This window comes from Stenotrophomonas sp. NPDC077420 (assembly GCF_044543385.1).
Classification (GTDB): domain Bacteria; phylum Pseudomonadota; class Gammaproteobacteria; order Xanthomonadales; family Xanthomonadaceae; genus Stenotrophomonas.
Map to the genome: position 1 here is coordinate 279725 of NZ_JBITVZ010000002.1, position 24228 is coordinate 303952.

Here is a 24228-nt window from a genome sequence, read left to right on the forward strand (position 1 = left end):
TCGCCGACTCCACGGTGACCGGAATTGGCGTTCCGAAGAAAGGCGCATCGACGCCCAGCAGTGTAGTCCACAGGGCGTTGGAACTTACTTCAAACGAGGACGTCCTTCATGTCATTCGACCCTTTCGCCGCGCCTACGCGCGTAACCGTAGACCTCAACTACTACTTCAGCGCCATCGCCGAGACGTTGGATTGGGGCAGCCCCGCGTGGGTAACGCTTGAATCCAAACTGCGTACGGATATACGAACGTCGGATCAGCTGACAATGGGCGAGATCCTGAAGGCCATTGCTTCGACACGTTGCGATGCCACGGCGAAGCCAGGCATCCAGGTCCATCGCCTGATTGGCGCCAATGACCCTTCCAGGCACGACGTATTCCGCGCGATCCGACGCTTGCTGCGGATCTACGACCTGCGCATCGTGGAACTGCTTGAACTTGTCGATGTCATTGAACGTTGCCCCGGCAACGTCGAGGACATGAGCATCAGGAATCTGCTTGCGCTGATTTCCCTTGTAGATACCGACGAGGTCCCGATGGCGCCTGTTGCATCTCCACTTCCCGCTGGAACAGGTTACCCGACCATGCCGCACTAGCCACAAACCACAAGAGGAAGGCTCCCCCAGGGGGCCTTCCATTCGCCATGCCGTAACGGTCAGCGCGACTTGCTGATTACAACTTTTCCATTACTGGCGTGAACAAAGAAACTGGCACGCTTCGAAACGCACTTGTTTCTGACATCTGAAATCTGACCATTGAACTGCGGCGCAATGATCCGCGCAGGCTTATCACCGTGCGTGACAGCGACTTGCAGAGCGGAGAAATTGTGCACACTAGGCTTCATGGCTGTATCCGACATGTTGGTGGACGATTTCCGGCTCGTTGAGAAACGCAAATGGCATGCCACGTCGCATCAATCCTATACGGGTCCGACCGCCGACAGTCGGGATCCCCATCGCAAACTTCTGCATTGCTGATTGAGCATTGACCAACGTGGACACCAGGTCGACTGCAGATTGAACCGGCAGATTCGCCCAATCGAACTCCGGGCTGCCCTCGGACCAGGGAAGGTCGGCCGGCACGACTTCGTCGATTCTAGCCTCGAACGGCTCGGGAATCGCCACTCCCTGCTCCCGCAGATGACCCAGCACGGATGTAACTACGCTCTCCCTCTGAGCAGAGAGGCTTTCCACAACGGCCCGGTCAATCGCCCACCGCGTTGTTGGATTGAACCCCATGAGCAAACTGGCCACCGCGCTTGCCTGCCCTGCCCATGCTGCGCTGCAGTGAGGCGCATGCTTGAACACCTCAACCGCGCTTTCGTTGGCGACGCTGACCCTGATGACCTTGATGTATTCATCTGCCGGCCCATAGCCAGCAATGAGAAATTGCAGATCATCCAGGAAGCTGTGTGCCGCCGGATCCGCCGCGTCGAAGCCAACCTGCATTTCCCACTGCGGGCGGACGTAGTCCAGAAACATGCTGACTACCTGCTCGATCGAATTGAATCCCTGCTCATTTGTCCGGCAGCGCCGCCGGAACCTCTCAGCAACCTCGGCGATAACCACGCCATTGAGCGAGCCAAGTCCGGACGTTGTGGCGGCGACGGAGCACTCGATGTTCTGCGGGTCAACATCTTCGTGCAGCGGGAACATCTTCTGCACGCCGCCCATGATGTTGGTGGGTGTGTACTGAAAATTTCGCTCATCGTAGGCGAGCAGCAGACGTCCTTGAGGATCCGTCATTACTTCGCCGCGCTCGTCGCGCGCAAGGGCATTCGGAACCCGGAACGGAAAATAGGCTCGCTCGATGATGCTTGAAAGCGAATCACACCCTAAAATTACGCCGTGATACGTAGCAACAACGACGTTTGTGGTCATGCTCGCCTCGGGTGATCTGATCACCGCTGGTTGATCGCAGAATGAACCCTAACAACCCGGCAGACCTTGAGCAGTACAAACAGTTGCAAAAAAAAAGGGCTCGCACTTGAGTGCAAGCCCTTGATCGTGTCACCAACAATGGTCGGGACGGCCGGATTTGAACCGACGACCCTCTGCCCCCCAGGCAGATGCGCTACCAGGCTGCGCTACGCCCCGATGTTGCTGGTGTTGTCCCCGCCTTGCAGCGGGCCGACGAGTATAACCGGTTTGATCAAAAAAGGCTTCAGCGGCGCAGCAGCTGCAGCACTTCTTCCAGTTCCATCCGGGTCTGCTTGATGATCTGGTTGCTCAGTGCCGACTCGTCGCGTGCGCCGGCCCCTTCCAGGCGCAGGCGCGCGCCGCCGATGGTGTAGCCCTGCTCGTACAGCAGGCCGCGGATCTGCCGCACCATCAGCACGTCGTGGCGCTGGTAGTAGCGGCGGTTGCCGCGTCGCTTGGCCGGTTCCAGGCTGGGGAATTCGGTTTCCCAGTAGCGCAGCACGTGCGGCTTTACATCGCACAGCTCGCTGACTTCACCAATGGTGAAGTAGCGCTTGGCCGGTATCGGCGGAAGTTCGCGGTTACTGCCCGGATCCAGCATATGCCTCTACCCTTTCCTTGAGCTTCTGGCCCGGACGGAAGGTGACCACCGTACGGGCGGAAATCGGAATTTCCTCGCCGGTCTTCGGGTTGCGGCCCGGGCGCTGGTTCTTGCGCCGCAGGTCGAAGTTGCCGTAGCCGGAAAGCTTTACCTGCCGTCCCTGTTCCAACGCTTCGCGCAGCACATCGAAGAACGCGTCGACAAATTCCTTGGCTTCGCGCTTGTTCAGACCGACTTCGTCGAACAGCTTTTCGGCCATCTCCGCCTTGGTCAATGCCATCTGCCTGCTACTCCCCTGTACTGCCCGCTCAACCGCGGATCCGGGCGTGGTGTTCACGCTCCATCGCGGCCACCGCCTCGGTGACCACTGCTTCCACGTCTCGATCCGTGAGAGTGCGCGACTTGTCCTGCAAAATCAAGCCCATAGCGAGACTCTTGAAGCCCGGCTCTACGCCCTGGCCCACGTACCGGTCGAACAGGGTCACCCGCTGCAGCAGCGGGCCGGCGGCCCGGCGCAGGGTGGCTTCCAGGTCGGCCCAGGTGGCGCCGTCGGGCACCAGGAAGGCCAGGTCGCGGCGCACCGAGGGGAACCGGGACAGCTCGCTGGCCCGCGGCAGGGCGCGGGCGGCCAGAGCCGCCAGGTCCAATTCGAAGCCGAATACGTCGGCGTCGATGTCCATGGCCTTGGCCACGCGCGGGTGGATCTGGCCGATCCAGCCCAGGCTGACGCCGTCGCGCAGGACCTCGGCCGAACGCGCCGGGTGGCCGTACGGGCGGGTGGCGGGCACGAAGGTGAGCACGGCGCCGGAGGCGGCCGCCAGCGATTCCAGGTCGCCCTTGAGGTCATGGAAGTCGACCTTGCGGGTGGCCAGGCCCCATTGTTCGGGGGTGGCGTCGCCGCACACGGCCACGGCCACGCGCTGGGTTTCCAGCGGTGCGGCGCCCTGCCCGGCCTGCGGGTGGAACACCCGGCCCAGCTCGAACAGGCGCACGCTGGCCTGCTGGCGGGCGGCATTGCGGCCCAGGGTCGCCACCAGGCCCGGCAGCAGCGCCGGGCGCATCACTGCCAGTTCGGCCGACAGCGGGTTGGCCAGTGCGACCACGCTGTCCTGCAGCTGCCACTGGGCCAGCAGACCGGCGTCGACAAAGGCGTAGTTGATGGTTTCCTGCAGGTCGCGGGCGACCAGCTGGCGACGGGTGCTGAGGTCGTCCAGGCGGGTCTCGCTGGGCATGGCGATGCGCGCCGCACCGCCCGGCAGGGTGGTGGGAATGCGCTCGTAGCCGTGGATGCGGGCCAGCTCTTCGATCAGGTCTTCTTCGATGGCGATGTCGAAGCGGCGGCTGGGCGCGGTGACCTGCCAGCCGTCGGCGGTGGCGGCCACGTCCATGCCCAGCGCGCGCAGGATGCGCTCCACGTCGGCGTCGGCAATCTGGATGCCCAGCACGCGGGCGATGCGCGCACGGCGCAGGCCGATGGTGGCGGTGGCGGGCAGGTCGCTTTCGCGCACCGCTTCGGTCACCGGAGCCGGGGTGCCGCCGGCCAGGTCCAGCACCAGGCGGGTGGCGTATTCGATCGCGGTGCGCGGCAGCGCCGGGTCCACGCCACGCTCGAAGCGGTGGCCGGCGTCGGTGTGCAGGCCCAGCTTGCGGCCACGACCCATGATGGCGGCCGGCGCGAAGTGCGCGGCCTCCAGGAACACCGCGCTGGTGTCGTCGGTGACGCGGGTGTCGTAACCGCCCATGATGCCGGCCAGGCCCACCGGGCGGTCGGCATCGGTGATCACCAGGAAGCCGTCATCCAGCGCGGCGTCGCGGCCGTCCAGCAGTTTGAGGGATTCACCGGTGCGCGAACGGCGCACGCCGATGCTGCCCTGCAGGGTGCCCAGGTCGTAGGCATGCATGGGCTGGCCCAGTTCCAGCATCACGTACTGGGTGATGTCGACCAGCAGCGACACCGGGCGCACGCCGCTGCGGCGCAGGCGCTCGGCCATCCACAGCGGGGTGGCGGCGCGCGGGTTCACGCCTTCGATCACGCGACCCAGGTAACGCGGCGCGTCGGCGCCGGCGTCCAGGCTGATGGCCAGTTCGCGGCTGCCTACCGCCGGCACCGGCGCGGCGTTGAACGGCACCACTTCGCTGGCGCAGGCGGCAGCCACGTCGAAGGCGATGCCGCGCACGCTGAAGCAGTCGGCGCGGTTGGGGGTGAGCTTGATCTCGATGCTGGCATCGGGCAGACCGAGGTAATCCACCAGGCTCTGGCCGACCGGGGCATCCGCGGGCAGTTCCAGCAGGCCGGAGGCATCGCTGTCCAGGCCCAGCTCCTTGGCCGAGCACAGCATGCCGTTGGAATCCACGCCGCGCAGCTTGGCCGCCTTGATGTTGAAGTCGCCGATCTTCGCGCCGATCATCGCAAGCGGGGCGACCAGGCCGGGGCGCGCGTTGGGCGCACCACACACGATCTGCAGGTGCTCGCCCTGCCCGGCGTCGACCTGGCAGATCTGCAGGCGGTCGGCTTCGGGGTGGCGCTCGGCAGTGACGATGCGTGCCACCACCACGTGGTCGAGGCTGGCACCGAGGTCGGTGACCTCTTCCACTTCCAGTCCGATGGCGGTCAGCACCGCGCTCAGCTCGTCGCGCGAGGCAGTGGTGGGAACGTGGCTGCGCAGCCAGTTTTCAGAGAATTTCATGGTGTCACCCTGGTGGGCCGGCGCATGCGCCTGGCTTTGACGGTCTTGGATGCATTCCAGCCGGGCATGGCACGGCTCTACGCGGAGGTGCTTACGCGAATTGTTTGAGGAAGCGCACGTCGTTTTCGAAGAACGCGCGCAGGTCGTTCACGCCGTAACGCAGCATGGCGAAGCGCTCCACGCCCAGGCCGAACGCGAAGCCGGTGTAGCGCTCCGGGTCGATGCCCACGTTGCGCAGCACGTTGGGGTGGACCATGCCGCAGCCGAGTACTTCCAGCCAGCGGGTGCTGCCGTCGGGCTGCTGCCAGGCGATGTCCACTTCCGCGCCGGGTTCGACGAACGGGAAGTAGCTGGGGCGGAAGCGCATGTCGAAATCGCGCTCGAAGAACGCGCGCACGAACTCGGAGAGCGTGCCCTTGAGGTCGGCGAAGGTCGAATGCTCGTCCACCAGCAGGCCTTCGACCTGATGGAACATCGGCGAGTGGGTCTGGTCGCTGTCGCTGCGGTACACCTTGCCGGCGGCGATCATGCGCAGCGGCGGCGCGTGCTCGCCCATGTAGCGCACCTGCACACCGGAGGTATGCGTGCGCAGCAGGCGGCCGTCGCCGAAGTAGAAGGTGTCGTGCATGGCACGCGCCGGATGGTGCGGCGGGAAGTTCAGCGCTTCGAAGTTGTGCCAGTCGTCTTCGATTTCCGGGCCTTCGGACAGTTCGTAACCCAAGCGGCCGAAGATCTCGGTGATGCGTTCCAGGGTGCGGGTTACCGGGTGCAGGCCACCGCGTTCGGCGCCGCGGCCCGGCAGGGTGATGTCGATCGCTTCGGCGGCGAGGCGCGCGTCGAGCGCGGCGTCTTCCAGCACGGCCTTGCGTTCGCCCAGCGCGGTGGTCAGCGCGTCGCGGGCCTGGTTGATGGCTTCGCCGGCAGCCTTGCGTTCGTCGGCGGGCAGCGTGCCGAGCTGCTTGAGCTGGGCGGTGATGCTGCCGCTCTTGCCGAGCAGCGCCACGCGCAGGGCTTCGAGCGCTTCGGGGCTCTGCGCGGCGGCCACGTCGGCCAGGGCCTGGGTGGTCAGGGATTGGATGTCACTCATGGATAGCCGGGGCCTCGCGTCGGTCTGCCTTCGCGATGCACGCCGGGCCGACACCCGTCGCCACCGCCACAAAAAAGAATGGGGAAGGACTTGCGCCCTTCCCCATGCATTGCCTTACCCGCCGCCATTGCGTTTGCACGGCAACGGCGGGGAATGGACTTATGCCGCCAGTGCGCCCTTGGCCTTTTCGGCCAGTGCAGCAAAACCCGCTGCGTCGTGCACGGCGATGTCAGCCAGCACCTTGCGGTCCAGGGTGATGTTCGCCTTGAGCAGGCCGTTCATGAAACGGCTGTAGCTCAGGCCGTTGATGCGGGCAGCCGCGTTGATGCGGGTGATCCACAGCGAACGGAAATTACGCTTCTTCTGCTTACGGCCGATGTAGGCGTACTGCTGTGCCTTGATGACGGCCTGCTTGGCAACGCGGAAGACCTTGCGGCGTGCGTTGTAGTAACCCTTGGCAAGGGTCAGGATTTTCTTGTGGCGGCGACGCGCCTGTACACCACGCTTTACTCGAGCCATGGGTCAGTCCTCAGAGGTAGGGAAGCATACGAGTCAAACGGCCTGCGTCTTCTGCACGAACATGGTTCGTCTGACGCAGATTGCGCTTCCGCTTGGTCGACTTCTTGGTGAGGATGTGGCTACGGTTGGCGTGGCCAGCCTTGAACTTGCCGGAGGCGGTCTTGCGGAAACGCTTGGCCGCCGCCCGGTTGGTCTTGATCTTGGGCATTGCAATGTCCTTGATGGTGTTTTGTCACTGACCAGGGCGGTGGCGATGCCACACTTTCCGTCCGTGCCCTTGCCTGCTTGTAAGCCCGGGATCCCCATTGGGAACCAGGCCGGTCCTGTTGCCGTTGAAAAGCGTGAAACCGTTCAAAACAGCAGCCCCGCAAAAACGGGGTCGCCCATTATGCATGGGTTGGGGAACGGGTGCAAGCTGTTGATCAGGCGGGGTTTGCCGGGTCTTGGGCCTGGAACCTGAACGAAACGGAAGGCATTGCCGTCACAGCGACTGGGTGTGGCCGGCTGGGTGTGGCCGGCGGGGTGTCGCCGATTGGGTGTCGCCGACTGGTTGTTGCCGGCGGGGTGTCGCCGATTGGGTGTCGCCGACTGGGTGTTGCCGGCGGGGTAGAGCCGACTGTTAGTCGGCTGCCCTTGGCGGCATGGCGGGAAAGCAGCCGACTAACAGTCGGCTCTACCCCCGTCGTACCCCGTCGCACCCCGTCGCACCCCGTCGTGCCCCGTCGTACTTCCGTCGCCACCTCGCCGTCGCCTGCCCAGGAGCCGACGAACCGGGGGATCCGCGGCCACGGTCGACGTGGCGCGCGTCGCGCCTGAGCGCGATTACTTCTTCTTCGGGGCGATCATCATGACCATCTGCCGGCCTTCCAGGCGCGGACGGGACTCGATCACGATGTCTTCGCCCAGATCGGCTTCGATCCGGTTGGCCATCTCGCGACCCAGTTCCTGATGGCTCATCTCGCGGCCACGGAAGCGGATGTTGACCTTGATCTTGTCGCCTTCTTCCAGGAAACCGCGCATCTTGCGCAGCTTGATCTGGTAGTCGCCTTCGTCGGTGACCGGACGGAATTTGACTTCCTTGATCTCGACCTGCTTGGTCTTCTTCTTGGCCTCGTTGGCCTTTTTCTGCGCTTCGAACTTGAACTTGCCGAAGTCCATGATCTTGCACACCGGCGGATCAGCCTGCGGCTGAATCTCGACCAGGTCCAGACCTTCGTCTTCGGCCATCGACAGCGCTTCGTCACGCGTCAACACGCCAATCATTTCACCGTCGCTGCCGATCACGCGTACGCGCGGCACCCGGATTTCCTGATTCTTGCGGTTCTGTTTGTTGTCAGGGGTACTGATATTGCAATCTCCCAGAGGAATCAAACCGGCCCTCGCGGATCAGCCGCAGGGCCGGGACTTTCTTACACAGACTGTTCTGCCTGCAACCGATCGATGAAGGCCTGGACGGACATGCTGCCCAGATCCTCGCCCGATCGCGTACGCACGGCCACGGCGCCGTTTTCCTTCTCCCGGTCGCCCACCACCAGCAGGTACGGGACCCGCTGCAGCGTATGCTCGCGAATCTTATAACCGATCTTCTCGTTACGCAAATCGGCGTTTACCCGGAAGCCTTGATCTGCAAGGGTTTTCGTTACTTCACTTACGTATTCAGCCTGGGCGTCGGTGATATTGGCCACCACCACCTGGGTCGGCGCCAGCCAGGCCGGGAAATGGCCGGCGTGGTGTTCGATCAGGATGCCGATGAACCGCTCCATCGAGCCCACGATGGCCCGGTGCAGCATGACCGGGTGCTTCTTCTGGCTGTTTTCGTCCACGTACTCGGCGCCCAGGCGGCCCGGCATCATGAAGTCGACCTGCATGGTGCCCAGCTGCCAGGTCCGGCCGATGGCGTCCTTCAGGTGGTACTCGATCTTCGGGCCGTAGAAGGCGCCCTCGCCCGGCAGCTCCTGCCATTCCACGCCGCAGCTGGCCAGCGCCGAGCGCAGCGCCGATTCGGCCTTGTCCCAGGTGGCATCATCGCCCAGGCGCGATTCCGGACGCAGCGCGATCTTGACCTGGATCTCGTCGAAGCCGAAGTGCTGGTACACCGCCAGCGCCTGCTGGTGGAAGGCGGTCACTTCCGCCTCCACCTGGTCTTCGGTGCAGAACACGTGGCCGTCGTCCTGGGTGAAACCGCGCACGCGCAGGATGCCATGCAGCGCGCCGGAGGGCTCGTTGCGGTGGCAGGCGCCGAACTCACCGTAGCGGATCGGCAGGTCGCGATAGCTGTGCAGGCCCTGGTTGAATACCTGGACGTGGCCCGGGCAGTTCATCGGCTTCAGCGCATAGGTACGCTTTTCCGATTCGGTGAAGAACATCGCGTCCTGGTAGTTGTCCCAGTGGCCGGACTGCTTCCACAGGCTCACGTCCAGGATCTGCGGGCAGCGCACTTCGCCGTAGCCGGTCCTGCGATAGACCTTGCGCATGTACTGCTCGACCACCTGCCACAGCGCCCAGCCCTTGGGGTGCCAGAACACCAGGCCCGGGGCCTCTTCCTGCAGGTGGAACAGGTCCTGCTGCTTGCCGATGCGGCGGTGGTCGCGCATCTCGGCTTCTTCGATGCGCTTGATGTAGGCCTCAAGCTGCTTCTTGTCGGCCCAGGCGGTGCCGTAGATGCGCTGCAGCTGCTCGTTCTGCGCGTCGCCGCGCCAGTAGGCACCGGAAATGCGGGTCAGCTTGAAGGCCTTCAGGAAGCGCGTGTTCGGCACGTGCGGGCCGCGGCACATGTCCACGTATTCCTGGTGGTAGTACATGCCCATGGCCTGGATGTCCGGGGACATGTCCTCGATCAGGCGCAGCTTGTAGTCCTCGCCACGGGCCTTGAAGATCTCGATCACTTCAGCGCGCGGGGTCATCTTCTTGACCACGTCGTAGTCCTGCGCGATCAGCTCGCCCATGCGCTTTTCAATGGCGGCCATGTCGTCCGGGGTGAACGGGCGCTCGGAGTGGATGTCGTAATAGAAGCCTTCGGCGATGACCGGGCCGATCACCATCTTCACGTCCGGGTACAGCTGCTTGACCGCATGACCCACCAGGTGGGCGGCGGAGTGGCGGATGATCTCCACACCCTCCTCGTCCTTGGCGGTGATGATGCGCAGGCTCGCGTCGTGGTCGATCACGTCACTGGCGTCGACCAGCACGCCATCCACCGCACCGGCGATGGTGGCCTTGGCCAGGCCGGCGCCGATCGACTGGGCGACCTCCATGACACTGACGGGGTTTTCGAACTCACGGCGGCTGCCGTCGGGAAGCGTGATCGCAATCATGGCTCTGGCTTTGTGCTTGGGGGGCCTGGGTGCAGGCCGGGGAAACGGGAGTCGAGGGGCCCGGGCGCGGCCGGATAAAAGAAAAGCGCCACGAAGGCGCCTGTCAGGGGGCCGTCGGGAGCTTCAGCGCTGGGCGGTGGTAGTGCTCATGTCGCACGCTGGACCGGCGCGTGGCGCGGGTCACCTTGTTGCCTCGAGGTGGATGCAGCGATCTTAAACCAAATGCCGGGGGTTGCCCAATGGGGGGTCGACACCGCGAGGGCCGACCCACGGTCGGCGCTACCGGATTCCCCCTGGTGCCGGGTCGGGATGAACCGCCCGCTCTGGCGCGCGCAAACGGCAATGATTACCATGCGCGCATTGCCGGAGCGCCCGGCCCGCCTGCCTGCCCCGAGGATTTCAATGCCCTGCGCCGCCCCCATGGCCCGCACGCTCCTGCCCTGCGCGGCGTGTCCATGCTGACCGCCGACGCCCTGGCGCTGCTGTACTGCGCGCTGGCCGGCGCTGCGTCGGCTTTTTCGGCGCTGGCCTTCTACGCCGCATCGCCGCACTGCGGCTGGCCGCGCCTGCGCCGCGCCGGGCGGCTCGGCCGCCAGCTGGGGCTGGTGGCGGCCGCCACCTCGCTCTGGCTGTGGATGGGGCAGCTCGGCTTTGCCACCGGCTTCTGCGTCACCCTGGGCGGCTGGATGCTGACCGCGATGGTGCTGCCCTATCTTGCCGCCTGGACGCGGCCGGACGCGGAGGCGCGGCGCTGATGTGGGCACGTGCGCTGGCCGGCCTGCTGGCAGGCTTCTTCGTGGCGGCCGCGGCTGCCGGCCTGATCACCTGGGTGCCGCCCGGTCCGTGGCAGGCCGTGATCGTGCCCAGCATGGTCGCCTTCATCCCGCTGTGGATGCTGGCCGCGCTGTGGGCATTCGCGTTCCGTACCGGGCTGCGTGCATGGGGGTGGCTGAGTACCACCGCTGTGTCCGGCTTCGGCCTGCTGTGGCTGCTGCGCCACGTCGATTGGGTGCAGTGAGGCCTGTCCGATGAAATTCAGTTCGCTCACCCTGCGCACCTTCACTACCGTGCACACCTGGGTCGGCTTGGTGGCCGGCTTCGCGCTGTTCGTGGCGTTCTATGCCGGCGCCATCACCGTGTTCCACCACGACCTGCCGCTGTGGCAGTCGCCACAGGGCATGGACCACCCGGCGCAGACGCTGGACGATGCGCAGCGGCTGCTCGATGGCGTGCTGGCCAGACACCCGGATGCGCGAAGGCACGTGGGCATGACCTTCCCCGGCGCGGAAACGCCACAGTCCATCGCGTACTGGCAGGACGCCAAGGGCACCTGGCTGTTCGCCTGGGCCGACCATGTCGACGGCAGCCCTACCCAGCCGCAGGCCGGGCTGGCCGAGCTGGTCAATGAGCTGCATTACACACTGGGCCTGCCGGTGGCCGGCATCTACCTGATGGGCGTGGTCAGCCTGCTGTACGGACTGGCGCTGCTGTCGGGGCTGGTCATCCACCTGCCCAAGCTGGCGGGCGACCTGTTCGCGCTGCGCCCGGGCCGCAACCTCAAGCAGATGTGGCAGGACGCGCACAACGTGATCGGCGTGCTCAGCCTGCCCTTCCACCTGCTGTTCGCGGTGACCGGCGCGCTGCTGTGCCTGATGTTCCTGCAGATGGCGGCGCTGAATCCGCTGATCTACGACGGCAAGCTGCTGGCCGCGATCCCTGGCGCCACCGATACCGCGCCGATCCGTGCGCCGGCCAACCAGCCGGTACGCGCAGGCAGCCTGGCGATGCTGCACGCACGCTCGATCGCGGTGGCCAACGAGCTGGGCCAGAAGCACTTCGAGCCGGCCTATCTGAAGCTGGCCAATGCCGGCGATGCGAACGCCACCATCGAGATCACCGGCGACGGCGGCGTGTCACTGGGACCGCTCGGCGCGGTCGCGCTGGATGCCAACACTGGCGAGGTGCTGCATACCCAGCTGCCCGGCCAGCGCGATGCCAACCATGCCACGCTGGCGGCCGCCTACGCGCTGCACTTCGGCGAGTTCGGCAATGGCTGGGTGCCGTGGCTGTATTTCGCGCTCGGCCTGGGCGGGGCGTTCCTGTTCTATTCGGGCAACCTGCTGTGGATCGAATCGCGGCGCAAGCGCCGGCAGGCCACGCAGGGGCGCGCGCAGGTGAACATGGCGCGGGCCACGGTGGGGGTGTGCATCGGGCTGTGCGTGGCGGTGTCGGCAGCGTTCGTCAGCGTCCAGCTGCTCGAACACCTGGCGCCGGCGCACGCCGATGCCGGCATGCGCTGGACCTGCTTCCTGGCCTGGGGCGGCTGCGCGCTGTGGGCGGCACTGCGGGCGCCGTCGAAGGCGGCCGTGGAGCTGCTGTGGGCAGCGGCGGTCGTCACCGCGTTGATTCCGCTGGTGCACGGTGCGATGAGCGGCTGGTGGTTGTGGACCAGCGCCACGCACGGCTACTGGCCGCTGTTCTGGGTGGACGGCGTGGCCCTGGCGATGGCGCTGGGCTTTGCGGCGATGGCGCGGGCCACGCAGCGCCGGGCCCTGCACGGCGACCCGAACAGCGTGTGGGCGCATCCTGCAACTAACGCCTGATACGCGTCGCGCCACGCCCTGCGTGGCCCTACGCTGGATTTCAGAATTCTTCAGGCGATATTCCAGCACTTCAGACGGGGCGCTGGCGTAGTGGGTTCCTCACCCCAAGGAGCTCCACCCATGCATCGAACCCTTCCCGCCCGGTTGCTGGCGCTCGCCGCCTGCCTGCCCCTCGCGGCCCCGGCCGCCCCGCCGACGCTGGACCCGGCCCCTCTGGCCGCGCTGGAAGCGGCCATCGCCCGCGACGACATCAAGCAGGTCACCAGCGTGCTGCTGCTGGTGGACGGCAAGGTGGCCTACGAGCACTACTTCAATGGCGCCGACGCCGAAACGCTCAACGACGTACGCTCGGCCAGCAAAAGCGTGACCGCCCTGCTGGTGGGCGCGGCCATCGGCGACGGTCACCTGCCCGGGGTGCAGGCCCGCGTGTATGACTACTTTCCCGAATTTACCGCCGGCCACGCGGTGGACCCGCGCCTGCGGGGCACCACGGTCGAAGACCTGCTCACCATGAGCAGCTTGTGGGAATGCGATGACCAGAATCAATTTTCCGCCGGCAACGAAGAGCGCATGTACGTGACCGAGCGCTGGCTGGACTTCGCGCTGTCGCTGCCGGTGAAGGGGTTCGCACCGTGGATGACCCGCCCCGAAGACAGCCCGCACGGCCGCGCGCACGCCTACTGCACGGCCGATTCGTTCGTGCTGGGCGCGGTACTGGAACGGGCCACGACGCTGCCGCTGGCCGACTACGCCGCGCAGGCCCTGGAGCGGCCGCTGGGCATCACCCGCAGCCACTGGAACCGGTCCCCCGAAGGCATCGGCATGGGCGGCGGCGGCACCCGCTACCGCACCCGTGACCTGGCCCGGCTGGGCGAGCTGGTGCTGGCCGGGGGACGCTGGCAGGGCAGACAGCTGGTGCCTGCCGACTACGTCGCGGCGATGATCCGCCCGCAGGCGCAGACCGACGACGGCAGCGACTACGGCTACCAGTGGTGGGGCCTGAAACTGCCGGTGGAGGGGAAGGACACCACGGTATGGGCGATGTCGGGCAACGGCGGCAACTATGTGTTCGTGATGCCGGAGAAGAAGCTGGTCGCGGTGGTCACCAGCAAGGCCTACAACCGCAGCTACGCCCATCCGCAGTCGCGCCGCGTGCTTACCGGGTTCCTGTTGCCGGCGTTGCGCTGAGGCCTTTCAGGTCATCCGGGCGCCAGGACGCGGCCAGTACCTGCGCCCGCTGCGCGCTTACATCCGCCTCGATCCGGGCCAGCAGGCGCTCCCACCCGGGCGCCTGCCGCAGCGGGGCGAACAGCGGGGTGACGCGCAGCCACGCGGCGTCGCGGAAGCCGGCATCCACCGCGCGGTGCAGGTCGGCGATGGCCGCCGTGGTGTTGCCCCCGGCCTGGTGCAGCAGGGCCCGTTCCACGCCGGCATCCGACCAGCCATCGTCCGCCTGCGCGGAAACATCATCCAGCCGCGCGGTAATCCATTCCAGGGAGGGCGTGCCGTCTGGCGGCTGCAGGCCGGCCAGGGTCTTTCCCAACGACTGCGACGGGCGCAGCAGGCGGCCCTGTTCGAAGGCTTCCGCCGCGCCTCGCGGGTCGCCACCCATCAACAGCAGTTCGCCGTGCAGGCGCAGCAGCTGTGGATGTGGGGTGCCGCGCGCGAGCGCCTGGTCCAGCGCCTGCCGCGCCCTCACCTGCTCGCCCATGTTCATCAGCGCACGCGGCCACGCAATGTTGCTGAAGACATTGTCCGGGTACAGCTGGAAGTTGCGCGCATGGCGGCGTGCGGCGGCGTGGGTGAAGCCAAGCAGCTCCAGTTCGCGGGCGACCTGCACGTCGCGGAAGCGGATCCGCTCCGGCGCGCGCAGGCTGAGGTTGGCCTTCAGCGCCTGCGCCAGGTGACCCTGCTCCTGCTGCAGGTAGGCCAGCGAGGCGCGGGTGCGCTCATCGTCGGGATCGCGCAGCAGCGCCTGCTCGTAATCGGCCATCGCCTGCGGCATCGCACCAAGGCAATCATGGGCGTACCCGCGCAGCGCATGCGCTGCTGCGTCGTCAGGGGCCGCCTGCAACACCTGCCCGGCCAGCTGCAGTGCCTCCTGCGCGTTCCCCGGCTTGCCATTGAACAGGCAGGCATCGGCGGCCAATGCACGCGCCAGGCCACGCCGTGCAGCGCTGGAATCCGGGTCGATCTGCAGCGCCTGGCGGTACAGGGTAATCGCACGCTCGTTGTTGCTGGCCTGCCCGATACCGGCGTAATACGCGGCGCGTTGCAGTACCGGATCGGCCGGTGAGCGCGGTGCACTTCCCGGCCACGCGACGATGATGGCGATGGCGGCGCCGGCAACACCCACGCCCGCCGCCAGCCAAGCCCAACGCCGGTGCGGGCTTCGTTGCCATCCTTCGGTGGTCGTCGCTGTTGGCGTTTCCGGTGCCCACGCCTGCAGCGGCGCGCACAACTGGTAACCGCGCCCCCGCACGGAGCGCACGTAGCGCGGCTGGCGGCTGTCATCGCCCAATGCCTGGCGCAGCAGTTTCACCCGCTGGCTGATCGCGTCCTCGCCCACCACGGCCGGCGCCCAGACCTGCCGTGCCAGCGTATCGAAGTCGACCACATCGGTACCGTGCTCCAGCAGGCAGTCCAGCAGACGCCAGCTCAGCCCACTGACCGGCAGCGCCACATCACCGCGCCGCACCTGCTGCGCGGCGCGGTCGATATGCAGGTCCAGCAGCTGAACGCTCGTCATGGCGGCAAGCATAGTGCAGGCCCGCCCGGCCGGGGCGCCGGATTACGGTCGGAACGGCGCGGCCATGGCCTTGAGCAGGCTGGCCTGGTCGTCATCGCCGGTCAGTTCCCAGGTAAACACGCCGCGCAGCGTCTGGTCCCTTGCATAGTCGGCGCGTAACGCAATCGAGGTCGGGTCTTCGTAGCTGATGAAGACCTTGTCGGCCGCGTTGTACAACCACGGCGTCTGCGCCACCGGGTGCCAGTGCCGCTGCCAGCCGGGCTTGTCGAGGAATTCCTGCTTGATGCGGCGCCAGTCGCCGGCATCGAACGGAGCGCTGTAGGGCTGGTACAGGCCATCGGCAGATCCGGTGGTGACTTTGAAGCCGCGCCCGTAGAACGGCACGCCCAGCACCAGCTTGTCGTTGGGCACGCCATGCTGGCGGTAGTAATTCACCGCGCCTTCCACGCTGTTCCAGCGGCGCTGTTCCGGTGCGAGCGGGTCCTGCGGCACCTCGCGCAGCGGCGCGTTGAAGGTGGACACCTTGGAGAAGCCGGTGCCCATGTCGTAGCTCATCAGGTTGATGAAATCGAGCGCCTGGCCCAGTTCCTTCAGCTCGTAGCTGAGCGCCGGGTCGTACGGACCGTCGGTCTGCACGCGGCCGGCCGGCAGCGCGGCGGTCAGCAGCCGATGCGGGCCCTTGCCGTCGTCCAGCGCATCGAGCTGGCGGCGGAACTCCTGCACCAGCAGCGTCATGTTGCGGCGGTCCTGCGGGCGATCAGTGATCTCGAGTGGGCCGCCGGAGACCGGGAATTCCCAATCGATATCCACACCGTCGAAGCTGCCGCGATGCTGCTCGAAGAACATCGCCACGCACGAGCGCACGAAACGTTCGCGGCTCTGCGCCGTCAGCGCGGCATCGGAGAAGCCGCCGGCGTTCCAGCCGCCGATGGAGATCATGGTGTGCAGCTGCGGGTGTTCGCGTTTGAGCGCGGCCAGCGCCTTGAAGTGCACGGCAGCGCCGTCGTCCACCACGCACCTGCCGTCGTCGATGCGCGCGAACGCGTAGAACAGATGGGTCAGCGTATCGGCGGGAATCGACGCCACGGGATAGCGCTCGGCCGAACCGCCCGGATAGTAGGCCCCGATCACCGCTTTCGAGGCCGGTGCGGCAAGGCTCGCGAGCGGAAGCGCGACCGCGAGGGCGGTAGCCAGCAGGGAAGCAGACAGGCGGTACATGGCGACTCCGTGGAGAGGAATGGGCCAACGTTAACAAGGCGAAGGCCGTCATGGCCGGATGTCCTGCGAATCTGTCCGGCGGACACGTCCTGTTGCCGTGGACGGGAAACGCAATGACTGCACAAGGGCCCTCGCGGCAAAGCAGACGCCGCTGCCGGTGGGGCAAGCGACGGGCCGCAAGCCATGCCCCGTCGCGGCCGGTAGGTCCCTGGCAACGTAAAGGAGGAGGCCGTCGCCGCCAGGCGTCGGCCGGGGGACATCTGCACAGGGGCCTACCGGCCGCGGCGGGGCGCTGGACGCTCGCGACGCCCCTGATCGAAGATGGTGCGCCCCAAAAAAAACGGGCCCGAAGGCCCGTTTTTTTTCAGGGGGTGACGACCAACGGTCGTCACCTACCCTCGTGTTGCGGTCGATTATTCGGCCGAGGCGCCTTCGCCTTCCTCGACGGCCTTCATCGACAGGCGGATGCGGCCCTGCTTGTCGACTTCCAGCACCTTGACCTTGACCACGTCGCCTTCCTTCAGCTTGTCGCCGACCTTTTCAACGCGCTCGCTGGAAATCTGCGAGACGTGGACCAGGCCGTCCTTGCCCGGCAGGATGGTGACGAACGCACCGAAGTCCATGATCTTGGCGACCTTGCCTTCGTAGATGCGACCCGGCTCGACGTCCGAGGTGATCTGCTCGATGCGGGCCTTGGCAGCCTGCGCGGCGATGGCATTGACCGAGGCGATGACGATGGTGCCATCGTCCTGGATGTCGATCTGGGTGCCGGTTTCCTTGGTGATGGCCTGGATGGTGGAACCGCCCTTGCCGATCACTTCGCGGATCTTGTCCGGGTGGATCTTGATGGTCAGCAGGCGCGGCGCGTAGTCCGACAGCTCCTGGCGCGGAGCGGTCAGGCCGTGGGCCATTTCACCCAGGATGTGCAGACGGCCGGCCTTGGCCTGCTGCAGTGCCTGCTTCATGATTTCTTCGGTGATGCCTTCGATCTTGATGTCCATCTGCAGGGCAGAGATGCCCTCAGCGGTACCGGCCACCTTGAAGTCCATGTCGCCCAGGTGATCTTCGTCACCCAGGATGTCGGACAGGACGACGAAACGCTCGCCTTCCTTGACCAGGCCCATGGCGATACCGGCAACCGGCGACTTCACCGGCACGCCGGCGTCCATCAGGGCCAGCGAGGAACCGCAGACCGAGGCCATCGACGAGGAACCGTTCGACTCGGTGATTTCCGAGACCACGCGGATGGTGTACGGGAAGGCTTCCAGCGACGGCATCACTGCCAGCACGCCGCGCTTGGCGAGGCGGCCGTGGCCGATTTCGCGACGCTTCGGGCCCATCATGCGGCCGGTCTCACCCACCGAGTACGGGGGGAAGTTGTAATGGAACAGGAAGTTGTCCTTGTACTCGCCCGAGACGGCGTCGATCACCTGGCCGTCGCGTGCGGTGCCCAGGGTGATGGTGACGATGGCCTGCGTCTCACCGCGGGTGAACAGCGAGGAACCGTGCACGCGCGGCAGGATGCCGGTCTGCACGGCGATCGGACGAACGGTGTCCAGCGCGCGGCCGTCGATGCGGACCTTGGTGTCCAGCACCGAGTTGCGCATGGTGCTGTATTCCAGCTCGCCGAATTCCTTCGACAGCTCGGCCGGGTTCCAGCCGTCGGCGGAGACGCGGCCGGCCAGCGACTCGGTGACGTCCTTCTTGATCGCGGCAATGGCGTCGCGGCGCTGCAGCTTGTCGCGCACCTGGAAGGCTTCGCCCAGGCGCGGGCCGATGGCTTCCTGCAGGGCGCTGATCAGCGCGTCGTTCTTGGCCGGGGCGACCCAGGTCGACGGCTTGGTGCCGGCTTCCACGGTCAGCTCGTTGATGGCGTTGATGACCTTCTGCATTTCGCGGTGACCGAAGGTCACGGCGCCCAGCATCACGTCTTCGGACAGCAGCGCGGCTTCGGATTCAACCATCAGCACGGCGTTGGCGGTACCGGCCACAACCAGTTCCAGCTCCGAATCCTTCAGTTCGGTCACGGTCGGGTTGAGGATGTACTCACCGTTCTTGTAACCCACCTTGGCCGCGGCGATCGGACCCTTGAACGGGGTACCGGCCAGCGACAGTGCAGCCGAGGCGCCGATCAGGGCCGGGATGTCACCGTCGATGTCCGGATTCAGCGACATCACCGTGGCGATGATCTGCACTTCGTTCTTGTAGTCTTCCGGGAACAGCGGACGGATCGGGCGATCGATCAGGCGCGAGATCAGCGTCTCCTTTTCGGTCGCGCGGCCTTCGCGCTTGAAGAAGCCACCGGGGATACGGCCACCGGCGTAGAACTTCTCCTGGTAATCACAGGTCAGCGGGAAGAAGTCCTGGCCCTCACGCGCGCTCTTGGCAGCCACGGCGGAGACCAGCAGCACGGTGTCGTCGAACTTGACGATGACGGCGCCACCGGCCTGACGGGCGATTTCGCCGGTTTCAAGCGTGACGGTGTGCTTGCCGTACTGGAAGGTTTTGGTGATTTTTGCCACGGGGGATTCCTTGGGGAGATGCTGTCTTCGAATGGACCGCGGGCGACCCTTGCCGCCGACGGGTGACCGGAAGTCCGGTCCAGGCGATGTAATGCGGTACTGCCAAAACAAAACCGCGGCGCATTCCTGCGCCGCGGTCGGGATTCCTGCTTAGCGACGCAGGCCAAGCTTTTCGATCAGGGCCTTGTAACGCGCGCCGTCCTTCTTCTTCAGATAGTCCAGCAGGCTGCGGCGGCGGTTGACCATCTGCAGCAGGCCGCGACGGCTGTGGTGATCCTTCTTGTGGGCCTTGAAGTGGCCGGTCAGCAGCTCGATGCGGGCGGTCAGCAGGGCGACCTGCACTTCCGGGGAACCGGTATCGGTGGCGCTGCGCTTGTTGTCTTCAATGACCTTCTGGGTGTCGATCGACATTGCTTTCTTCTCTCTGGATGCGTGGCCCGCAGAAACGTCCCATTGACGTACCGCGCGACTCGCCGTTAACGAAATGATGAACCCGCAGATGCGGGCAAGCCTGAAAAGGCCGCGAAATTGTAACGGTCGCGGCCTTCCGGAACAAGCGGCGGGTACGCCCGGGTCAGAGGTTGAAGCGGCGCTGCGGGGCCAGCAGCCCGGCCGCGTCGACCTGCCCAAGGCCCTGGATCAGGGCATCGGGACCATATACCGCCACGGTTCCCGCGCTCCAGGCCGGATCGCGCAGACGCTGGCCCAGGCAGAAGCGGCGCGCCTGTTCAGCATCCAGGTCGATTCGTGGATAGTCCACCAGCCCGGCCGACAGCGGCAGCAGCAGGGCGTCCAGCCCTGCCTCGTCGCCCTGCCCTGCCAGGTCGCGCAGGGCGTCCAGGGTCACCATCGGGGCATCGCGGAACGGATCCACCCACAGCCTGCGCAGGCCGGCAATGTGGGCGCCGCAACCCAGGGTTTCGCCCAGGTCCCGGGCCAGGCTGCGGATGTAGGTGCCTGAACCGCAGGTCACCCGCAGCGACAGCCGGGTCGGCTGCTGGTCCAGGATCTCGATGGCATGCACCTGGACATCGCGCTCGGGCGCGTCGATGGTTTCGCCGCGGCGTGCTTTCAGGTACAGCGGCTCGCCGCCCTGCTTGAGCGCGGAATAGATCGGGGCGCGCTGTCGTATCTGGCCGGTGAGCGGCGCCAGCGCCGCCTGCAGCTGCTCGCGGCTGACCGCCGGTACCGGGCGTTCCAGCAGCACGCTGCCGTCGGCGTCGTCAGTATCGGTGGTCTGGCCCAGCACGACCTCGGCGTCGTACGCCTTGGCCGAGCCCAGCAACAGGCCCGCAATCTTGGTGGCCTCACCGAAGCACAACGGCAGCAGGCCGGTGGCCAGCGGATCGAGGCTGCCGGTGTGGCCGCCCTTCTCGGCCCGGAACAGGCGGCGGGCCACCTGCAGCGCGGCGTTGGAGCTCATGCCGGCGGGTTTGTCGAGCAGGAGGATGCCGTCCAGGCGACGGAACGTGATTCGGGTCATTCGGTTTCGCCGGTGGTTACCGCGCAGCCAGGCAGGGCCTGGCTCTACCGGTTTTCATTCGGGTTTGCTGTCGCTGTCGTCGCCGTTTTCGGCGTCGCGGTCCTTTTCGGCCGCCAGGGTGTCGGGCAGCTCACGCAGGAGGTTGTCGATGCGCTCGCCACGGTCGACCGAGTCGTCGTAGTGGAAATGCAGTTCCGGGACGTGGCGCAGCTTCATGGCCTTGGCCAGTTCCATGCGCAGGCCCCAGGCGATTTCCTTCAAGCCCTTCATCGCTTCTTCCGAGCGTTCCGGCATCAGGGCGGTGACGAAGATCTTGGCGTGGGCCATGTCGCGGGTGATTTCCACGTCGGACACACTCACCGACGGCAGCCCGTGTTCACGCACCGCGTTGTGCACGAGCGTACCCAGTTCACGGCGGATCTGGGCGGAAACACGGTCGGTTCGATGGAAGGTTTTTGGCACGGGGCGCTCTTCAGTATTCGGATGGGCGGGTCACGACCAACGGTCGTGACCTACCGGGTGAAGCCCGGACCCAGGCGGTCGGGCCCCGGAAACGCGGTAAGACCCGGACCAGGCGGTCGGGCCCCGGAAACACGGTGGGACCCGGACCAGGCGGTCGGACCCCGGAAACACGGTGGGACCCGGACCAGGCGGTCGGGCCCCGGAAACACGGTGGGACCCGGACCAGGCGGTCGGGCCCCGGAAACACGGTGGGACCCGGACCAGAGGGTCGGGCCCCGAAATCGCGTGGGACCCGGACCAGAGGTCGGGCCCCGAAATCGGGTGGGACCCGGACCAGAGGTCGGGCCCCGAAACCGGGTAGGGCCCGACCGTTGGTCGGGCCGCTTCCACATTACAGGGTACGCGGCACTTCGATACGCTCGAAGCATTCGATCTGGTCGCCGGCCTTGACGTCGTTGTAGGCCTTCACGCCGATACCGCACTCGGTACCGTTGCGCACTTCGTCGACGTTTTCCTTGAAGCGACGCAGCGATTCCAGCTCGCCTTCGAACACCACCACGCTGTCGCGCAGGACGCGGATCGGCTTGCTGCGCTTGACCGTGCCTTCGATGACCATACAGCCGGCCACCGCACCGAACTTGGAACTGCGGAACACGTCGCGGACCTGGGCGATACCGATGATCTCTTCGCGGATTTCCACGCCGAGCAGACCGGAGGCCACCTGCTTCACCTGATCGATCACGTCATAGATGATCGAGAAGTAACGCAGGTCCACGCCATTGGATTCAATGATGCGACGCGCCGAAGCGTCCGCACGCACGTTGAAGCCGATCACGGTGGCCTTGGACGCCACGGCCGAGTTGGCGTCCGATTCGGTGATGCCGCCCACGCCGGAGTGGATCACGTTGATGCGGATGTCGTCGTTGGACAGCCCCACCAGTGCCTGGCTCAGCGCCTGCACCGAACCCTGCACGTCGGCCTTGATCACCAGGTTCAGCACCTGCTGGCCATTGCCCTTGCCCAGGGTCGCCATGATGTCTTCCATGCGGCTGCCGGCGGACTGCACCATGCGCGATTCACGGCGCTTGGTTTCGCGCTGCTGCGCGACGTCCTTGGCCAGGCGCTCGTCCTCGACCACGACGAAGTCGTCGCCCGCATCCGGCACGCCGGACAGACCCAGCACCTGCACCGGAATCGACGGGCCGGCGTGGTCGGGCTGCTTGCCGGTTTCGTCGAACAGCGCGCGCACGCGGCCGTACTGGATACCGCAGACCAGGTAGTCGCCCTTCTTCAGCTGACCCTGCTGGACCAGCACGGTGGCGATCGGGCCACGGCCCTTGTCCAGCGAGGATTCGATGACCACGCCACTGGCGCGGCCGTCGGCCACGGCCTTCAGCTCCAGCAGTTCGGCCTGGATCGAAATCGCGTCCAGCAGCTCGTCGATGCCCATCCCGGCCTTGGCCGAGATCTCCACCATCTGGATGTCACCACCGAAGTCTTCAGCCACGACCTGCTCGGTGAGCAGTTCGTTCTTGACCCGCATCGGGTCGGCGCCGGACTTGTCCATCTTGTTGATCGCCACGATCAGCGGCACACCGGCGGAACGGGCGTGCTGGATGGCTTCCTTGGTCTGCGGCATGACGCCGTCGTCGGCCGCCACCACCAGCACCACGATGTCGGTCAGCTTGGCACCGCGGGCACGCATCGAGGTAAACGCGGCGTGGCCCGGGGTATCCAGGAAGCTGATCACGCCCTTGGGCGTTTCAACGTGGTACGCACCGATGTGCTGGGTAATGCCGCCGGCTTCGCCGGTGGCCACCTTGGTGCGGCGGATGTAATCCAGCAGCGAGGTCTTGCCGTGGTCGACGTGGCCCATGATGGTCACCACCGGCGGACGCGCAACGGCTTCGCCCTGCTCGCCTTCGTTCAGCGCCAGCAGCGCGTCCTCGGCGTCGTTGGTGTTGGCACGGGTCACGTTGTGGCCGAGTTCTTCGGTCACCAGCGCGGCGGTGTCGTGGTCGATGGTCTGGGTGATGGTGGCCATCACGCCCATCTTGAACAGCGCCTTGACCACGTCGCCGCCCTTCAGGGCCAGCTTCTGGGCCAGGTCGGCCACGGTGATGGTGTCGCCGATGGTCACGTCACGCACGATCGGGGCGACCGGACGTTCGAACCCATGGGCCCCACCGCCGCTGCGCGACTGGTTGCTGTCGCGGCGACCCGGCTGGGCACGCCCACCCGGACGACCACGCGAGTTGCTGTTGTTGCCACGGCGCGCACGGTCGGCGGCCGACAGGTGCAGCTGGCCGGCAAAGCGGTTGCCACCGTCGTCGTCGCGCTTGGCGCCCGGACGGTTGTTGTTCGAGTTGCGGTCGTCGCCACGCGCGGCCGGACGGGCCGGGGCCGGAGCGGACGGACGCGCGGCAGCACGTGCCGGCGCTTCGCTGGGCGCCGGGCGCGCAGCGGCAACCGGGGCCGGCGGCGCATTCTTTGCCGCTTCGGCAGCCGCTTCAGCGGCCTTGCGCTCGGCTTCGGCGCGTTCCTTGGCGTCGATCTCTTCCTGGCGCTTGCGTGCGATTTCCTCGTCGCGCGCACGGTCCTTCTCGGCCAGTGCGCGCTGCTCGTCCAGATTGCGCTGGCGGGATTCCTCCAGCTTGCGCAGGATGTCGGCGCGCTCCTCATCCGGCGTCATCGCCTTGCCACTGGCGTCCTTGGTGTAGGTGCGCTTCTGGCGCACTTCCACGTTGACGGTGGTCTTGCTGCGGCCGGCGCTGACGGTCACTTCCTGCAACTTGCGACGGTTCAGGGTGATCTTCTTGGCAGCGTCGTCGGCGCTTTCGACGGGCTGTTCGGTCTTGCCATGCGAACGACGAAGGAAGCCCAGGAGCTTCACCTTCTCGGTGCTGGTCACGACCTGGTCGGGACCGCTGAACTTCATGCCGGCCTCGGCAAGCTGTTCAAGCAGTTTTTCGACCGGCGTATTGACCAGTTCGGCAAGCTTGCGGATGGTGGTTTGCTGCGACATTCGGATCCTATGATCTGGTTGGCGCTCCTCCGAAACGGGCG

At 66.2% G+C, this 24228-nt stretch carries 21 protein-coding genes and 1 tRNA gene; 5 read left to right on the forward strand and 17 right to left on the reverse strand.

The features are described 5' to 3' along the window. The first annotated feature begins 108 nt into the window (after positions 1-108). Positions 109-594, forward strand: a complete 486-nt coding sequence (locus tag ACIGII_RS03320; RefSeq protein ID WP_399635155.1) for a hypothetical protein — start codon at positions 109-111, stop codon at positions 592-594. Between the two features lie 237 nt (positions 595-831). Here the strand turns inward: ACIGII_RS03320 and ACIGII_RS03325 are convergent, their stop codons facing one another. The 10 genes from ACIGII_RS03325 to thrS all read right to left on the reverse strand — a co-directional run bounded on the left by ACIGII_RS03325 (position 832) and on the right by thrS (position 10125). Further along, complete coding sequence (locus tag ACIGII_RS03325; RefSeq protein ID WP_399635158.1) at positions 832-1878, reverse strand: hypothetical protein; 1047 nt, start codon at positions 1876-1878, stop codon at positions 832-834. A 139-nt stretch (positions 1879-2017) separates the two neighbouring features. After that, positions 2018-2094: transfer RNA gene (locus tag ACIGII_RS03330), tRNA-Pro, on the reverse strand. A 67-nt stretch (positions 2095-2161) separates the two neighbouring features. Then, the gene (locus tag ACIGII_RS03335) at positions 2162-2518 is read right to left on the reverse strand and encodes a MerR family transcriptional regulator (protein WP_068853353.1); all 357 of its coding nucleotides are present in this window, start codon (positions 2516-2518) and stop codon (positions 2162-2164) included. After that, the gene (locus tag ACIGII_RS03340) at positions 2499-2798 is read right to left on the reverse strand and encodes an integration host factor subunit alpha (protein ID WP_145480358.1); all 300 of its coding nucleotides are present in this window, start codon (positions 2796-2798) and stop codon (positions 2499-2501) included. Before ACIGII_RS03340 ends, ACIGII_RS03335 begins: the two co-directional genes overlap by 20 nt. A gap of 28 nt (positions 2799-2826) precedes the next feature. Continuing rightward, entirely contained in the window at positions 2827-5205 is a 2379-nt protein-coding gene (pheT, locus tag ACIGII_RS03345) for a phenylalanine--tRNA ligase subunit beta (protein ID WP_399635160.1), read from the reverse strand. Between the two features lie 91 nt (positions 5206-5296). Further along, on the reverse strand, positions 5297-6292 hold the full coding sequence (locus ACIGII_RS03350; protein WP_399635163.1) for a phenylalanine--tRNA ligase subunit alpha: 996 nt from the start codon (positions 6290-6292) through the stop codon (positions 5297-5299). Between the two features lie 159 nt (positions 6293-6451). Then, a complete protein-coding gene (rplT, locus tag ACIGII_RS03355) occupies positions 6452-6811 on the reverse strand; it encodes a 50S ribosomal protein L20 (protein WP_145479962.1) in 360 nt (119 codons plus the stop codon). Between the two features lie 10 nt (positions 6812-6821). Beyond that, positions 6822-7019, reverse strand: coding sequence for a 50S ribosomal protein L35 (gene rpmI / locus ACIGII_RS03360; RefSeq protein ID WP_102944552.1), 198 nt, complete (start codon positions 7017-7019; stop codon positions 6822-6824). Between the two features lie 614 nt (positions 7020-7633). Then, complete coding sequence (infC, locus tag ACIGII_RS03365; protein WP_026070650.1) at positions 7634-8173, reverse strand: translation initiation factor IF-3; 540 nt, start codon at positions 8171-8173, stop codon at positions 7634-7636. A 47-nt stretch (positions 8174-8220) separates the two neighbouring features. Beyond that, positions 8221-10125 (reverse strand): threonine--tRNA ligase, encoded by a 1905-nt coding sequence (thrS, locus tag ACIGII_RS03370; RefSeq protein ID WP_399635166.1) that lies wholly within the window; start codon positions 10123-10125, stop codon positions 8221-8223. A gap of 455 nt (positions 10126-10580) precedes the next feature. On the opposite strand from thrS, the gene ACIGII_RS03375 reads away from it, so the two are divergent. The 4 genes from ACIGII_RS03375 (at position 10581) to ACIGII_RS03390 (ending at position 13916) form a co-directional block, all read left to right on the forward strand. Beyond that, complete coding sequence (locus ACIGII_RS03375; RefSeq protein WP_399635169.1) at positions 10581-10880, forward strand: hypothetical protein; 300 nt, start codon at positions 10581-10583, stop codon at positions 10878-10880. Continuing rightward, entirely contained in the window at positions 10880-11143 is a 264-nt protein-coding gene (locus ACIGII_RS03380) for a hypothetical protein (RefSeq protein ID WP_399635171.1), read from the forward strand. Before ACIGII_RS03375 ends, ACIGII_RS03380 begins: the two co-directional genes overlap by 1 nt. Before the next feature lie 10 nt (positions 11144-11153). Then, on the forward strand, positions 11154-12728 hold the full coding sequence (locus ACIGII_RS03385) for a PepSY-associated TM helix domain-containing protein (protein ID WP_399635173.1): 1575 nt from the start codon (positions 11154-11156) through the stop codon (positions 12726-12728). 120 nt (positions 12729-12848) lie between these two features. Next, positions 12849-13916, forward strand: a complete 1068-nt coding sequence (locus ACIGII_RS03390; RefSeq protein WP_399635176.1) for a serine hydrolase domain-containing protein — start codon at positions 12849-12851, stop codon at positions 13914-13916. Here ACIGII_RS03390 and ACIGII_RS03395 read toward each other — a convergent pair. From ACIGII_RS03395 to infB, 7 genes are all read right to left on the reverse strand, one after another. Continuing rightward, complete coding sequence (locus tag ACIGII_RS03395; RefSeq protein WP_399635179.1) at positions 13885-15477, reverse strand: winged helix-turn-helix domain-containing protein; 1593 nt, start codon at positions 15475-15477, stop codon at positions 13885-13887. The genes ACIGII_RS03390 and ACIGII_RS03395 overlap by 32 nt on opposite strands. Positions 15478-15519: 42 nt before the next feature. Beyond that, positions 15520-16695, reverse strand: a complete 1176-nt coding sequence (locus ACIGII_RS03400) for a glycoside hydrolase family 18 protein (protein ID WP_399635181.1) — start codon at positions 16693-16695, stop codon at positions 15520-15522. Between the two features lie 413 nt (positions 16696-17108). Beyond that, positions 17109-19217: a polyribonucleotide nucleotidyltransferase gene (pnp, locus tag ACIGII_RS03405; RefSeq protein WP_399657406.1), complete on the reverse strand. Its 2109-nt coding sequence runs from the start codon at positions 19215-19217 to the stop codon at positions 17109-17111. A 150-nt stretch (positions 19218-19367) separates the two neighbouring features. Beyond that, on the reverse strand, positions 19368-19628 hold the full coding sequence (rpsO, locus tag ACIGII_RS03410) for a 30S ribosomal protein S15 (RefSeq protein WP_399640266.1): 261 nt from the start codon (positions 19626-19628) through the stop codon (positions 19368-19370). Positions 19629-19791: 163 nt separating this feature from the next. Continuing rightward, positions 19792-20700, reverse strand: coding sequence for a tRNA pseudouridine(55) synthase TruB (gene truB, locus ACIGII_RS03415; protein WP_399640269.1), 909 nt, complete (start codon positions 20698-20700; stop codon positions 19792-19794). A 54-nt stretch (positions 20701-20754) separates the two neighbouring features. After that, positions 20755-21162 (reverse strand): 30S ribosome-binding factor RbfA, encoded by a 408-nt coding sequence (gene rbfA / locus ACIGII_RS03420; RefSeq protein ID WP_399640272.1) that lies wholly within the window; start codon positions 21160-21162, stop codon positions 20755-20757. Between the two features lie 391 nt (positions 21163-21553). Continuing rightward, complete coding sequence (gene infB, locus ACIGII_RS03425; protein ID WP_399640275.1) at positions 21554-24187, reverse strand: translation initiation factor IF-2; 2634 nt, start codon at positions 24185-24187, stop codon at positions 21554-21556. Between the last annotated feature and the right edge of the window lie 41 nt (positions 24188-24228).